16 protein-coding genes and 1 rRNA gene are annotated in these 14,330 nt (G+C 38.5%); 2 read left to right on the top strand and 15 right to left on the bottom strand.

Annotated elements, in window-relative coordinates; translation table 11 throughout:
* Positions 1-184: 184 nt before the first annotated feature.
* Together AC1TPB_RS21555 and AC1TPB_RS21550 are read right to left on the bottom strand one after the other, a co-directional pair.
* Positions 185-958, bottom strand: a complete 774-nt coding sequence (locus AC1TPB_RS21555) for a TatD family hydrolase (RefSeq protein WP_482078394.1) — start codon at positions 956-958, stop codon at positions 185-187.
* A 5-nt stretch (positions 959-963) separates the two neighbouring features.
* On the bottom strand, positions 964-2,271 hold the full coding sequence (locus tag AC1TPB_RS21550) for an HD domain-containing protein (RefSeq protein WP_482078393.1): 1,308 nt from the start codon (positions 2,269-2,271) through the stop codon (positions 964-966).
* Positions 2,272-2,534: 263 nt separating this feature from the next.
* On the opposite strand from AC1TPB_RS21550, the gene AC1TPB_RS21545 reads away from it, so the two are divergent.
* Complete coding sequence (locus tag AC1TPB_RS21545) at positions 2,535-2,789, top strand: AbrB/MazE/SpoVT family DNA-binding domain-containing protein (RefSeq protein WP_482064590.1); 255 nt, start codon at positions 2,535-2,537, stop codon at positions 2,787-2,789.
* A 38-nt stretch (positions 2,790-2,827) separates the two neighbouring features.
* Here the strand turns inward: AC1TPB_RS21545 and AC1TPB_RS21540 are convergent, their stop codons facing one another.
* The 11 genes from AC1TPB_RS21540 to AC1TPB_RS21490 form a co-directional block, all read right to left on the bottom strand.
* Entirely contained in the window at positions 2,828-2,965 is a 138-nt protein-coding gene (locus tag AC1TPB_RS21540; RefSeq protein WP_482078392.1) for a hypothetical protein, read from the bottom strand.
* 346 nt (positions 2,966-3,311) lie between these two features.
* The gene (gene rsmI / locus AC1TPB_RS21535) at positions 3,312-4,199 is read right to left on the bottom strand and encodes a 16S rRNA (cytidine(1402)-2'-O)-methyltransferase (RefSeq protein ID WP_482078391.1); all 888 of its coding nucleotides are present in this window, start codon (positions 4,197-4,199) and stop codon (positions 3,312-3,314) included.
* Entirely contained in the window at positions 4,196-4,921 is a 726-nt protein-coding gene (locus tag AC1TPB_RS21530) for a tRNA1(Val) (adenine(37)-N6)-methyltransferase (RefSeq protein WP_482078390.1), read from the bottom strand. The genes rsmI and AC1TPB_RS21530 overlap by 4 nt, the downstream gene beginning before the upstream one ends.
* Positions 4,922-5,325: 404 nt before the next feature.
* A complete protein-coding gene (locus AC1TPB_RS21525; protein ID WP_482078389.1) occupies positions 5,326-5,709 on the bottom strand; it encodes an initiation-control protein YabA in 384 nt (127 codons plus the stop codon).
* A 51-nt stretch (positions 5,710-5,760) separates the two neighbouring features.
* Positions 5,761-6,564, bottom strand: a complete 804-nt coding sequence (locus AC1TPB_RS21520) for a PSP1 domain-containing protein (RefSeq protein WP_482064586.1) — start codon at positions 6,562-6,564, stop codon at positions 5,761-5,763.
* Between the two features lie 3 nt (positions 6,565-6,567).
* Positions 6,568-7,548: a DNA polymerase III subunit delta' gene (gene holB / locus AC1TPB_RS21515; RefSeq protein ID WP_482078428.1), complete on the bottom strand. Its 981-nt coding sequence runs from the start codon at positions 7,546-7,548 to the stop codon at positions 6,568-6,570.
* A 19-nt stretch (positions 7,549-7,567) separates the two neighbouring features.
* Positions 7,568-8,011: a YaaR family protein gene (locus tag AC1TPB_RS21510; protein WP_482064585.1), complete on the bottom strand. Its 444-nt coding sequence runs from the start codon at positions 8,009-8,011 to the stop codon at positions 7,568-7,570.
* Positions 8,012-8,027: 16 nt separating this feature from the next.
* Entirely contained in the window at positions 8,028-8,357 is a 330-nt protein-coding gene (locus AC1TPB_RS21505; protein ID WP_482064584.1) for a cyclic-di-AMP receptor, read from the bottom strand.
* 116 nt (positions 8,358-8,473) lie between these two features.
* The gene (gene tmk, locus AC1TPB_RS21500; RefSeq protein ID WP_482078388.1) at positions 8,474-9,109 is read right to left on the bottom strand and encodes a dTMP kinase; all 636 of its coding nucleotides are present in this window, start codon (positions 9,107-9,109) and stop codon (positions 8,474-8,476) included.
* An 86-nt stretch (positions 9,110-9,195) separates the two neighbouring features.
* Positions 9,196-10,689 (bottom strand): aminotransferase class I/II-fold pyridoxal phosphate-dependent enzyme, encoded by a 1,494-nt coding sequence (locus AC1TPB_RS21495; RefSeq protein WP_482078387.1) that lies wholly within the window; start codon positions 10,687-10,689, stop codon positions 9,196-9,198.
* Between the two features lie 89 nt (positions 10,690-10,778).
* Positions 10,779-10,964 (bottom strand): sigma factor G inhibitor Gin, encoded by a 186-nt coding sequence (locus AC1TPB_RS21490; RefSeq protein ID WP_482078386.1) that lies wholly within the window; start codon positions 10,962-10,964, stop codon positions 10,779-10,781.
* Positions 10,965-11,166: 202 nt separating this feature from the next.
* Between AC1TPB_RS21490 and AC1TPB_RS21485 the strand changes: the two genes are divergently transcribed.
* Positions 11,167-11,706: a transposase gene (locus AC1TPB_RS21485; RefSeq protein WP_482078385.1), complete on the top strand. Its 540-nt coding sequence runs from the start codon at positions 11,167-11,169 to the stop codon at positions 11,704-11,706.
* A 125-nt stretch (positions 11,707-11,831) separates the two neighbouring features.
* Here the strand turns inward: AC1TPB_RS21485 and AC1TPB_RS21480 are convergent, their stop codons facing one another.
* Positions 11,832-14,033 (bottom strand): Ig-like domain-containing protein, encoded by a 2,202-nt coding sequence (locus AC1TPB_RS21480; protein ID WP_482078384.1) that lies wholly within the window; start codon positions 14,031-14,033, stop codon positions 11,832-11,834.
* A 220-nt stretch (positions 14,034-14,253) separates the two neighbouring features.
* Positions 14,254-14,330, bottom strand: a 5S ribosomal RNA gene (rrf, locus tag AC1TPB_RS21475); the annotation flags it as partial.

Here is a 14,330-nt window from a genome sequence, read left to right as displayed (position 1 = left end):
ATCCAATACAGAATCTAAAAGTTCTGAGATGAATCATACCTTGTTCAGAGACTACTTGTAAAGACGCGATAAAATGCGATTTCACGTAAATTTGAGGGTTATTTCGGAATATTATATTGATTTCGGCTACAAAGGTTAGTTTTAATCCATGAAATGTCCGTTTTCCTGCTGATTTCAACCGATTCTACTTAATTCTAAAACAATTCTTTCCATTTTGAGTCGTTATAGCTGCCAATTCCTCTACAGAAATCCCCTTAATTTGAGAGGCAGTCTCCGCAATAAGAGACACAAAAGCGGTTTCATTACGTTTCCCTCGATGCGGATGAGGAGCAAGATATGGGCAATCTGTTTCAATTAATAATCGATCAAGTGGAACATTTGCAAGCACCTCTTTTGGGACTCTAGCATTTTTGAATGTGACCGGTCCTCCGAATGATATATAGAAATTCATATCTAGACATTGCTTTGCACTTTCCCAACTTCCTGAATAACAATGCATAATTCCTCCTACTTCTGAGGCATCTTCTTCTTTCAATATTCGAATCACATCTTCATGGGCATCACGATTATGGATAATGATCGGTTTATTAACTTTTTTGGCTAATCTAATCTGCTTCCGAAACACCTCATGCTGTACCTCTTTAGGAGATGTATCCCAATGATAATCAAGACCAATTTCACCAATCGCTACCACCTTAGGATGTTGACATAATTCCTCAATCCATTCAAGATCTCCCGCTTGCATATGTATACTTTCTACAGGATGCCAGCCAACCGCAGCATAGATAAAATCGTACTCTTCTGCTAAAGCAATTGTCGTTGGAATTGTTTTGCGATCAAAACCAACATTTACTATAAGCTCAACGCCAGCTTCTCTTGCTCTAGCAATCATCTCCGCGCGATCTTCATCGAATTGAGGCGAATCTAGATGAGCGTGTGTGTCGAATAATACAGGCATGTTGTTCAATACTCCTCTTTAGTTAGATTGAAAATTTGTAGGATGTTATCATTTAATTGGTCAATATGTCTAATTAGTAATTCTTCTGGATAATAAAGATGAACTTTACCTTCATGTAATCCGCTAATTGATGCAACAATATCAGATTTAGACGCAATTTCAGACAAACTTCCATTTTGATTCAGTAGCATAATTGGCGCTTTTTCCTTACTTCCATTTCCATTTTGCTCTGGCCGATATATATCATATGGTCGATCATATGGATAGTCAATTTCCAGATCATATTCTGGATGCAATCCAATGGAAATAAATACATTTTTTAGTTCTTCCAGCCACTCTTCACTTAATTTCTCAATCGTTATATACTTGTACAGTTTTCGGTTGAGAAAGCGTTCGCACAGCCCCGATAAAATCGAATCTTTTTCGTTCATCCAGCATGAAAAAGTATACTGCATTAGTGACTCATCTAGTCGTAAATATGTCTCTAAATTTAGTGTTTCTTCTATTAAAGAGAGAATTGCTGAATCCATCCATTTGAATGTATACTTTTTCTCAAATAATTGTTTGGCACGCTTGAAAATTTGTCGCAAAATTATTTCTGAACTGCGAGTGACCGGATGGAAATAAACTTGCCAATACATCTGGTATCTCGACATCAAATAATGCTCAACCGCATGCATGCCACTTTCCTTTACAACTATACTTCCCTCATGCGGACGTAATACTCTTAAAATTCTCTCTAAGTCAAAGTTTCCGTAATTCGTTCCGGTAAAATATGCATCTCTTAGTAAGTAATCCATGCGATCTGCATCCAATTGACTTGAGATCAAACTAACAACGATAGATTGGGGATATGTCTTCTTAATAACTTGAGCTACCTTCTGTGGCAGCAGCTCTGAACTACCTCTTAACACTTTATTAATTTCCGTATCGCCTAGTAATATTGCTATCGTCCACTCTTCATGATCTGTCTCAAATATTTCTTCAATAGAATGAGAGAATGGAGCATGACCAACGTCGTGAAGCAACGCTGCACATAAAGCAATTAAGCGCTCTTCTTTCGGCCAGTCAGGATAATTATATCGTTCAAATTGCGAAATTATTTTTCTTGTAATTTCATACACACCTAAAGAATGTGAAAATCGGCTATGTTCAGCTCCATGAAAAGTTAAATATGTCGTGCCAAGCTGCCTAATTCTTCTCAATCGTTGAAACTCTGAAGTATTAATTAAATTCCAAATGAGTTCATCTTGTACATACACATAATTATGTATCGGATCCTTAAATACTTTCTCTTCACTTAGCATTGACATCTCTAATTACCTCCTTTTGTTCATTTTTTAGACACATGTCGTTTTTCTTGTCGAATAATGTCGTTTAATAGTTTCCAAATTGTCGAAAATGTTGTATTCTATTACAAAGTAAATTACCATCTTTATAATGTAAAGTCTATTGTATAAGCTCTTCCACACAAAAATAATATTGACTGGTATGGTAATTGTTGGTATTATTAATGTAAATAACACGAACATTGTCGAACGATGGCATTGTTAACTTTCGAGAGGATGGAATTATTATGATGAAATCAACAGGTATTGTACGTAAAGTAGATGAATTAGGTCGTGTCGTTATTCCAATCGAATTAAGACGTACATTAGGTATCGGAGAGAAAGATGCTCTTGAAATCTATGTAGACGGTGAACGTATTATGTTGAAAAAATACGAGCCTGCATGTATCTTCTGTGGTAACGCAGAAAACGTTTCTTACTTCAAAGGAAAAATTATTTGCCATAGCTGTTTATCAGAAATGCCTGAACCTGTGACAAAATAAGAAAAATGATGTATAATGTATTTATTGATATGTTAATTCTAACCTTTTAAATACTCCTTGATGCCTTCCTGGACGCTTTCTGTCAGGAAGGTCTTTTTTTTGTCTCGATTAAAGTAAGCGACCGTGTACGTCATACGCACACAAGTCTCTAGCTTGTTTTGAACTTCATCTTCCAATCAAGGTTCAAAAAGTGGGCTTTCGAAAGCCGAGCAGACAGAGCACTACTCAAAAATCAAGTAAGCAACCGTGTACGTTATACGTACACAAGTCTCTAGCTTGTTTTGAACTTCATCTTCCAATCGAGGTTCAAAAAGTGGGCTTTCAGAATCGAGCAGGTGAAACGCTACTTGAGAAAGGCGGAAGCGCATGTGTACGTTATTGGTACACGCGATCCTACAATGTTTCTGTAAGAAACATACATCGGAAGCTTACGCCGTACTTTCCAAGTTCGTTTCAGATGCGATGTCGAATATGCTACGTTAGCATCACTTCGTTATCAAAGCCCGCTTTTTGAACTTCATCTCATCTATTGATTTCGTTGTAGATGTCACGTTTGGACACACCACGATCTCCCGCTACTTGCTTCATTGCATCCTTCCTAGACATCGTTGCTTCATAATGCTCTACATGCTCTTCAAGAGTCAATCTCTGCCACCATTCATTAGCTGCGGCTTCTAGCTGCTTGATTCCTTCTTGATCCAAACCTTCAATAAGGATACAAAATTCCCCCATTGGTTGATGTTCTTCAAACCAGTCTATACATTCCGTCAACGTTCCTCGCAAAGCTTCCTCATGACGCTTCGTTAACTCCCTTACGATGGCAACTTTACGATTACCCCAAACTTCTAATAATATAGCTAAGGTTTTGCGAATTCGATGTGGAGATTCATAAAGAATCAGTGTCTCTGTATAAGATGAATATTTATCAAGGAGTTGTATAATCGTTTTTTTATCACGGGGTAAAAAACCAATAAATGAAAATCGATCCGTTGGCAAGCCTGACATAATAAGTGCAGATAAGGCTGCATTTGCTCCTGGTATCGGAATAACTGAAATATCGCTAGTGATTGCATCTCTTACAATATCTACTCCTGGATCAGATATCGCCGGCATCCCTGCGTCACTTACAAGTGCAATATTATTTCCTTCTAATAGAAGCTTAATCAACTCAGGTCCACTAGCTTCCTTATTATGTTCATGATAGCTAACACATTTTGTTTTGATTTCAAAATGCGTTAATAGCTTTCTCGTTTGTCTTGTATCCTCTGCAGCAATAAGATCAACTTCCTGTAATGTACGAATCGCTCTCATCGTCATGTCTTCAAGATTACCAATCGGGGTAGCAACTAAATACAGCTTACCCACTTGTTGCTCCTGTGAAGCCCCTATAAAGCTCTTCTGAATGTTCATATCACTTGTTCTCCCGCTTCATTATATACAATTTGTGGTGGTAGTACTCTAATATCAGGCTTCCCATCACGCGTTGCTTCAATTAATACCATATTAGCTTCCGAATCGATATGAGAATGTACAAACTGAATAACTTTAGGTTCAATTTTCCATTTGCGTAATGCCTCCGTGATATCGACTAGACGCGATGGTCGATGAACCATAAATAACTTTCCACCTGGACGAAGTAATTTACATGAAGCTTTAGCTATATCTTCGACATTACAATGAATTTCATGGCGAGCAATCGCATAATGTTCATTAATATTCATATCACCAGCAGCAGACTTCATATAGGGAGGATTAACCGTTATAACATCGTATATACCATTTTCCGCTGCCTGGGCATATTCCTTCAAATCAGCTTCAATAATTGTAATACGCTCCTCTAGCCCATTCATCGCTACATTACGTCTTGCGATCTCCGCTACACGCGGTTGGATCTCTATCGCATCGATATGAGCCTCCGTCTTATCGGTACTCAGTAGCGCTATAACACCATTACCTGAACAGAAGTCAGCTGCTCTACCGTTCTTCGGAAAGCGAGCAAACCGAGCGAGTAAGACCGCATCTAATGAAAAGCTGAACACTTCTCTACTTTGAATAATTTTCAACTGTGATTCCGTTAATAAATCATCAATTCGTTCGCCTTCAAATAGCTCTACTGGATTGTGTGTGACCAAGCAATTCTCTCTCCTTACATTACTGTATTTATATAAAAGTCCGCTTTTTATACGGTGTCTTCCTAGAAAGACTCATCTTTAGTGGTGGCTGTCAGGCCATGTTTGTTTTGAACTTCATCGTCCAATCGAGGTTCAAAAAGTGGGCTTTCAGAACCGAGCAGGTGAAACGCTACTTGAGAAAGGCGGAAGCGCAAGTGTACGTGTTTGGTACACGCGATCCTACAATGTTTCTGTAAGAAACATACATCGGAAGCTTACGCTATACTTTCCAAGTTCGTTTCAGATGCGACGCCGAATATGCTACTTTAGCGTACTCATCGTTATCAAAGTCCGCTTTTTGAACTTTCATCTAAAAAAAGCCGCCCTTATTAGATCTGGGGCGGCCCTTATATCTCAATGTGTTCTCACTTATTCAAGAAAGACAGACAGAACAGACAATCCCCTTCGGTACGAAGATGTCCATAGTATACATTACAAATATGGAAGCCTTCATGATATAAGTTTGCCAAATTATCATGACCTTCGCCTGGTTCAGCAGATTGCTCTAAAGAATCCGCTGTTTGCTTCGTATGCTGATTTGTTTTCTCGTGGACAGAAGAACTTGTATCCACTTCTCGCTCAGAATCATGCTCCCGCTTCAATACTTGTCTAAGTTGCTCATTTTCAATAGATAGACGTTGATTATCTTCTATTAACGCTACTACTTGCTGTTTCAGCAAAGCAAGATCGACATGTAATTGTCCTGTTCGCTCTTCTATTTCAGTCATTTGAATAAATATATCCTTCATCTCTAAGTATCCACCCCAGAGTCACATGCTAAGCTACTATTGGCATTATGCCTATTTCACTACTACTTCATCTAAAGAAAGTTCTTTTGCCTTACCTGGTATATCAAATAACTGTACAAATACTGTTTTTGTCGAAGCATTAATTCCGGTCACTTTGCCCTCACCCATAGAAGTAACAACCATTTTACCGATTGTAGGCATCTCTTCACGAACACTTTCATAATTATCATGCTCGTATTTCAAGCAACACATTAATCTTCCACAAAGTCCTGATATTTTGGTTGGATTTAACGATAAATTTTGATCCTTAGCCATTTTTATAGAAACAGGCTCAAAATCTCCCAACCAAGATGAACAACATAATACTCTACCACAAGGACCAATTCCACCTAGCATTTTCGCTTCATCTCGTACACCGATTTGACGTAGCTCAATCCGAGTGCGGAATACACTTGCTAAATCTTTCACAAGTTCACGAAAATCGACTCTTCCTTCAGCAGTAAAGTAAAAAATAATTTTATTGCGATCAAAAGTAAATTCAACGTCCACTAGCTTCATACGCAATTGATGGTGTTGAATTTTCTCAATACATGTTGTAAAGGCTCCTGTTGCAGCATTGCGATTCTCATCAACAACTTGTGCATCAGAGTCATTTGCAATACGAATGACGCGCTTAAGAGGTAGTACAACATCCTCTTCTCCTACTTGCTTTTGACCAATAACTACTTTACCGTATTCAATTCCTCTGGCTGTCTCAACAATAACGTGTTGATCCTTTTCTACGGGATGCTCTACAGGGTCAAAGTAGTATATTTTGCCCGCTTTCTTAAAGCGAACACCTATAACATTATACAAGGATTAGCCCTCCTGTAATTTAACCAAAAGTTGTTCAAAAGAAAGTTGGGGCGTTACATTTGCTCTCATACGCTTGTCCGCTTCCAGTACATATTCCATACATGTAACCCAGTTAGCGAATGAGCGTGAAAACGCATGCTCGCTGATCCACTCCAATTGATCAATGAAAACAATGTTCTCATTTCTCCCAGCTTGGAATTGTGTCATATCTTTATACCATAACAATAGTAACTGTAGCACAAGCGATATTTGCTCCGCATATTCAGTTTTGAATAGCTTTTGCCCGGCGGTCACCATTGCTGTAGTATATTTTATTATACTTTCCTTTCCTAATTGTATCACTAGGCTTCTAATTTCTGCAAACCCATTCTTTTCAAGAATTTCTCGAGCCCCATCGATACCAGACGAAAGATGAACAGCCGTCCTAGCTAATGTTGGTGAGATGCCTTCTGCTACAAGTAATTGCAACATAATCTCTGGTGCAAGCGGGGTAAATGGAACGCGCATCGTTCTTGATCTAATGGTTGGCAGTAAAGCCTGTTCATTGTGACTAATTAGTATGGCAACGACAGGTGATACAGGATCTTCAAGAAACTTCAATAAGCTATTAGCCGCTTGAACGGTCATTTTTTCAGCTTGCTCTACGATATAGATCATTTGCCCAGCCGATGTTGTACGATATGACATATCTCGCTGTAATTGACGGATTTGATCGATTTTTATACTTTGCCCTTCAGGAGCGATGTACCTGATATCTTGTTGATTACCATTTTCGAATTTCCGACATTGTTGGCACTCTCCACAAGCTGTACCGTCTATTGGGTGCAAGCAAAATATCGCTTTTGCGAAAGCATTGGCTGTAGCTAACTTCCCTGTTCCTGAGGGTCCTTCAAATAGATAGGCATGCGATATACGATTGTCTCTAAGTGCATTTTTCAATATTCGCTGTGCTCTCCATTGTTGCTCTGTCGTATCCTCAGTCATCATCTTAATGCTCCTTACATCAAAACACGTAGTTAATAAGTATGCCTCGAATTTCACCTAGTGTATGAAGTAGCTGTATACGGCCTTCTTCCGTTGCTAACAATTCTTCGGCCAATAATACTAGCTTTTCATCCACTTCTTCTAATAGCTTATAGCGCTTTACACGGCCTCGACGATCAAAGCCTCGTACTTCTTTCAAGCCAATGCCTTTTCTGAGTGTATCCTCTAAAAACTGTTTGACCATTTGGCGATAAATTTTCAATTCGCGAACAGTCATATGTCGTGACAGACGATCACCTTGTTCTTGAATACCTTTTATCATTTGTTGCATTTCACTAACAGTATGCTGTCTATTTTTCTGCATTAACATCTCAGAAAACTGATTAGACTGGACTTGCTTATTAACACCTTCATTAGCTGTGCGACTTTGCCCAAGTGGTCTAAAGCTTTGGTCTACCCTCATTCATGCTCACTTCCATTCAAAAATGTTCAAATCTTTCTACTGGAACTACAAATACCGTTGCCCCGCCCACCTGTACCTCTACAGGGAATGGAATATAAGAATCGGTCGACCCACCCATTGGTGTAACTGGCGTAACCAATTGATCTCTTACTTTACAACTATTGTTAATGACTTGGAAAACCTCATGTACACGCTCGTCCTCGACACCGATCAAAAAGGTTGTATTACCAGCTCGTAAAAAACCACCCGTACTTGCAAGCTTTGTAGCGCGGAAGCCCTCTTGAACTAACGCAATCGATAAACGATTACTGTCTTTATCCTGAATTACTGCAATGACCAATTTCATAAGAATTCCCCCTATTATATGATAGAATTTGAAATCTTGGTTGTGCGATTGAACGCAATTCACATTATTTACGAATAAGACATCACGTGTATATGTTACATTTTGACGCTACCTAATCATTTTCCTTCTATAAATGCGCTAACAATATTAAAAATGTTATGATAAACATCTTGTTGGCTCTCATTCGCGTCCACTTTAATCATACGATCACTGTAGCGTTCACATAAAGTCAAATATCCTGCCCTAACCTTATCATGAAAGCTATTGCTTTCCAAATCAAGTCGATTAATTTCACGTCCTGCCGCCGCTGCAATTCTAGCTAGCCCTACTTCTGGCGTTACATCCATGTAGATCGTTAATTGTGGCATTAGATGCTCAATAGCAAATTGATTAATAGACCATATTTCATCAATTCCTAGTCCGCGTGCTACACCTTGATAGGCTAAACTACTATCAATAAATCGATCACATATAACAATATATCCTTCTTCAAGAGCAGGTATGACTTTTTCTACAAGATGTTGGCGTCTAGCTGCAGCATATAGTAAAGCTTCAGTGCGAGCATCCATTGCAGTATGTTCTAGGTCGAGAATAACTTCTCTAATTTTTTCTGCAATCGGAATGCCACCTGGTTCTCTCGTTACGATCACTTTATGTCCTTGCTCTATTAACGCTGTAGTTAGCAATGTAATAACGGAGGACTTACCTGCACCCTCGCCGCCTTCAAATGAAATAAATAGTCCCTTATTCAACGTACAAGCCCCTATTCTACCAATAGCATTCTCATTCTAAATATACTTATTATTGTATCAGACTAACCATCTATATTATACGTTTCCTATATAAATACTTTAATCATTCCTTCAGATATTGTAGTTGAACCTTGAAATCTTGCCCCTGAATGAATCAATTGCAGCAAATAATCAATATGAACAGCTTGAACAACCTCTTCTTCAAATAAAATAGGAATGCCTGGTGGGTATGGAATGACCATTTCCGCACTATGTCTTCCTTTTGCCTCAATTAGTGCGATCGTTTCTACCTTCCTGTTGCTAGGAAACCGTTGCAGTTTAACGGGATTGCTAATCGTTACTTCGGTCGCATTTATAATAGTAGAAACAGAATGACACGACGCGACCATAACTGAAATCTGCTGATGAATTTCTAATAACGCCCGTTGCACCATTTCATACTGTTGTTCTGTAGCATTCATATGCCATACTAGTACTACATATTTTTCATTAGCCATTTCAGCCCAGACCATTTTCGCTTCCAGCATTTTTTGTAGTTGATGACCCGTCACCTTATTAGACTGATCAAACAATAGCATTCGATATGGATCCTGCTTATACTCTAATGACTTACTATCTAACTGTTCAACACGTAAACATAATTGCTTACTATGAAGCCACTCTGTTAATCGATTCACAATCGTATACGTTTGAAGAAACCATTCATAGCCATAACACTCCAAAGTCGCTCTTGCTGCATCTAACGATGCCATAATAACATAAGATGGACTCGAACTTTGAATGATGCTTAATTGATGCTGTAACCTCATCTTCAATATATACTGCCCTTGTGTATGCAATACTGCCCCCATTGTGAAGGCGGGTAACGTCTTGTGCATAGACTGTACAACGGCATCAGCTCCTGCCTCGAGCGCCGAATGTGGCGCATAGGGTGCTATTCCATAATGAGCGCCATGTGCTTCGTCAACTAGTAGTGGCATATGGTAGTCATGGATAAGTGTTACATATTCTGTTAAGTCCGCACTAATTCCATAATAATTAGGGTTCGTGAGAAACACAGCTTTCGCTTGTGGGTATTGTACTAATGCTTGCTGCACAGTATTAATACTTGGTATAACAGGTAAATTTGTCGTAGCCTCATTGGCTGGATTAAGAAATATAACGTTAGCTCCTGCTAATTTGCAGCCATTAATTATTGATTTATGGACATTGCGTTGCACTATTATATAATCATTCGTGTCGCAAAGAGATAGTATCAACGCTAAATTACCTGCCGTACTTCCACCTACTAGAAAAAAGCTTTGCTCGGCACCGTATAGCTTTGCTGTAGCAGCTTGCGCGTCCTTAATAATGGTCTCGGGATCATGCAAATCATCGGTATGGGATAATTCCGTTACATCAATCGCTCCAAGCTTAGCCATATATCGCATGAGTTCTTCATAATCTGTATGTCGTAGTTGCTCTGTTAGTTGATCATATACTTCGCCATGACGATGACCAGGTACATGTAGAGACAACGGCTTTTGCTGTGAAAACTGTATGAGATGTTCCAATAATGGCGCATGCCAATGCTTTTGCATATATGTTTCAACTCCTTACGATAGCTTGCATTAACTGTATCATATCTCTGTATACTAGCAAACAAAAAACGACCACCCATTGGTAGTCGTTACGCGTTTTTCTTAAAAAATATATGCTTCATTTTAGTTATGAAAAAAGGATACTTTTCATCTATCACATCTGTAGTTACCATTTCATGTTCGCAGCTCGAACAAATAAAGCTGGAAACGATACGAATACCTTCTGCTCGTTGTAAACCGCATATCGTACAGTTGTGTTCTGTTATTGTGTTCATAGTATAGCCACCTTGTCATTCTATCTTTTTTCTAATAGCTGTTTGAACTTATACTAATAGTATGTCTTATATTCTATGAAAATATACATCGCTATTTTCAATATATCGCTTAACCCTACCTAATATAAATATCTCTTATAAACATAGATTGGAAAATAACCGATATATATAGTATAACCATGTTTGAAGAAGGGATATATGTATGAAGCAATCGTTAACTGATCACCCTACAGCAACCGTTTACCAGTATAAACATGTTCTGAAAATTTGTATACGTCCTGAAATGCTCCTCAGTTATATACTATGTGTACTATTACTTTTAGGGTTTCAAATGCTTTATTATAATATGTATGGGTTATTTGCATGGTTAATCGGGTTTGCTGCTGTTCAAATACTACACATTATTATTATTTTAATAACGTTTATACAAGTTAATGAAGCTGCCGATCGCCAATGGAAATGGACGATTATTCCGCCGTGGACTGGATTTATGCCTGCTAATGATATTAGCTTCACAGTATTCCGTAAAGTTCATAATCATTTATTTTGGCTCGGTATTATTATTATCGGGATATTGTATCCTTGGCTTCATCCATCTATTATGAGTAGTCTAATGACTTGGCATATTTGGTTGCTCATGCCGCGACTACTGCTTAACATTCGATTACGTAAGCTCAATAAAAAGAAACAAACAGGTATTCTCCGTATACAAAACAAAGAAGTGAACTACTTTCAACCTTAATCTTCACCCATTATCATGATAAGTATTTCTACGTAGGGAGCTCAAAACCATTCAAATCATGCGGCATATTTTCTTAGTAACAACAAAACATCCTTAGCCGAAGGCTAAGGATGTTTTGTTGTTTGCTATTTTACGATAACACGTATCGTTATGCTTTTCCCTCCAAAGGTTGCTTTAATGGTAGCAGAGCCTTTAGCGATCGCTGTTATTTTACCATTTTTAACAGTGGCAACACTAGCCTTTGACGATGTCCATAAAGCAGCTTCTGTCGCTTCTACCGGGTTTCCAGTAGTGTAGTTGGCCGTAAGCTTAACCGTGAACGTTCCACCTGGAGCTAGCTTAGCCGATCTGTCTGAAAGAGTTAATGATTTTAGCTTTGGTGTAACATTAATTGGAACACTGATTGTTAGCCCTTGATAAGATCCTGACACTACACCTGTTCCTACCTTTAATGCTTTAATCGTTGAACCTTTAACTGATGCAAGTGTTGCTGGCGATACCGTCCAGTTTATTTTAGAGCTAAGCAGTATCGATCTACCGTCCTTATAATAACCTCTTACTTTAATTGTTTTTGACTTGTTTGGATTAAGCTCCAAAGATTCAGGCTCAGCAACAAGTTTTACAATTTCCTCATTAATCCGTACTTTCACAGATGTTGATTTATTCAGATAGGTAGCTGTTAATGTAACGAGCGATGCTTCTAATCCTTTAATGGTATTTGTTTTCATTATGAGATTATCAGATGAAACTTTCCACTTCACTCTTTCGGTAACATTCTCCTCCTCTCCACCTTCATTAATAACAATGACAGATGGATAAGCAGAATCTTTTCCAATAATAATATTTAATTCTTTAGTATCAATAATTAGCTTAAGTGGTTTTGTGTGTACAATTAGCTTCACATCAACTTCATAGTTGCCTATCTTAGCTGTAAGAATAGTTTCTCCTAAAGCCTTAGCACTCCACTTTCCATCTTCAATGACAGCTATTTTCTGATCCTTAGAAGACCATTCCACAAGCTTAGATACATCAACTGTTGAGCCATCAAATAGCTTTCCTGCGACAGCTGGCAGCTCTTCACTACTATTAATAAAGCCATCAAGCGTTTCACTTTCTAAACTGAGCTCCCTAACGCTTGGATAAACTGTAACATTAATACTGCGGCTTACCCCTTTATAGGATGCCGTAATTTTTGTTGTTCCAATCGCTTTTGGCGTTACAAGACCATCTGACACCGTAGCAACGACCGCATTAGATGTAGTCCAATCAGCTAATTTAGTAGCATTATATGAAACATTGAAATTATTCAATACTTCAGCTTCAATTTGTAAAGGTTTGTCCTGCAAAAGCATATGGTATTCTGTATCTGGTGATAATCTAATCGATTGGTATGCAGTACGCACAATAACATCGATTGATGTCTTTACTCCCTTGTATGAGACACTGATCGTTGTCTGACCAGGACTTATAGGTTTTACAATGCCCTTCTCAACGGAAGCAATCTCGGGATTAGCGCTTGTCCATTCTGCAACATCCGTAACAACCTCAGACAGCCCTCCACCTTTAGGTTGAGCAGTAGCTTGCAGTTCTTTATCATCCGTACCAATCTCAAGCTCAATTAACTTTTCAGGAGAGATTGAAATTGATTTATATGGTGAAGTTACAACGATATTAATTGAATCTGTTTTTCCTTTTAATTTCGCAGTAATAGTAACTGTACCCGTTGCTAGCAGTGTAATTGTACCTTCTTCCACTTTAGCAATTGAAGAATTGGAGGAGGTCCATGTCGCCTCTGAAGTAATATCCTCCACGACGGAATCTTTGGAACCATCAAGTGTGTATACTAGTTCTTCGCCAATCTCAATTTCGGTTTTTGCGGGAGCAGCCACGTTGTTTTCCATTAGCGTTATACTATCGTAAATATAGTCTGAAGTTGCTTTAATCGAAATTTTATAATCCTTATATGTAGCACTTATTGTAGCAGTTCCTTTACCAACAGCGGTAAGAACGCCTTTTTCAACTTTTACATAGGCCGTATTTGAAGACTTCCATGTCACGGCTGATGTAACATCCTTCTTCGATGTTGATTCTGACATCTCAGCTAGTACATCTAAATTCACCTTGTCATCTTCTACAAATAATTCAAGAGCTGAAGTATTACTATTGTAATCGGAAGAATCATAATCGAATTCAATTCCTATTACCTTATCCTCTGCCGCATATGCAATTCCTGTCATAGAAGTTGTTATAAGCGTGATCACGAGTGCAATAGCTAACCATCTATGCCCCTGTCCTAATAATATGTTCCAACGATCAAGCACTTTCACAATATCCTATCCTTTCTGACTTATAATAATAGTCTATACCTTATTAACGGCTTAAAGGGCGAGAAAATGAATAACATTAAGCCAAACTACTTCATTTTCTTTTGAACTTGCCTCTATCTGTCATTGTTTAGACAATGTTCTTCACTCTACAGCGATCCCTCGTAATCACCCGTTAGAAAACAACAAAAAAGCCTACTGCATATGCAGTAGACTCATCCGTGCTTGGCGACGTCCTACTCTCCCAGGACCCTGCGGTCCAAGTACCATCGGCGCTGAAAGGCTTAACGGTCGTGTTCG

This window comes from Paenibacillus sp. Y951 (assembly GCF_056786395.1).
Note: the sequence above shows the minus strand (reverse complement) of the source record. Positions and strands in the feature narration are given on the sequence as shown.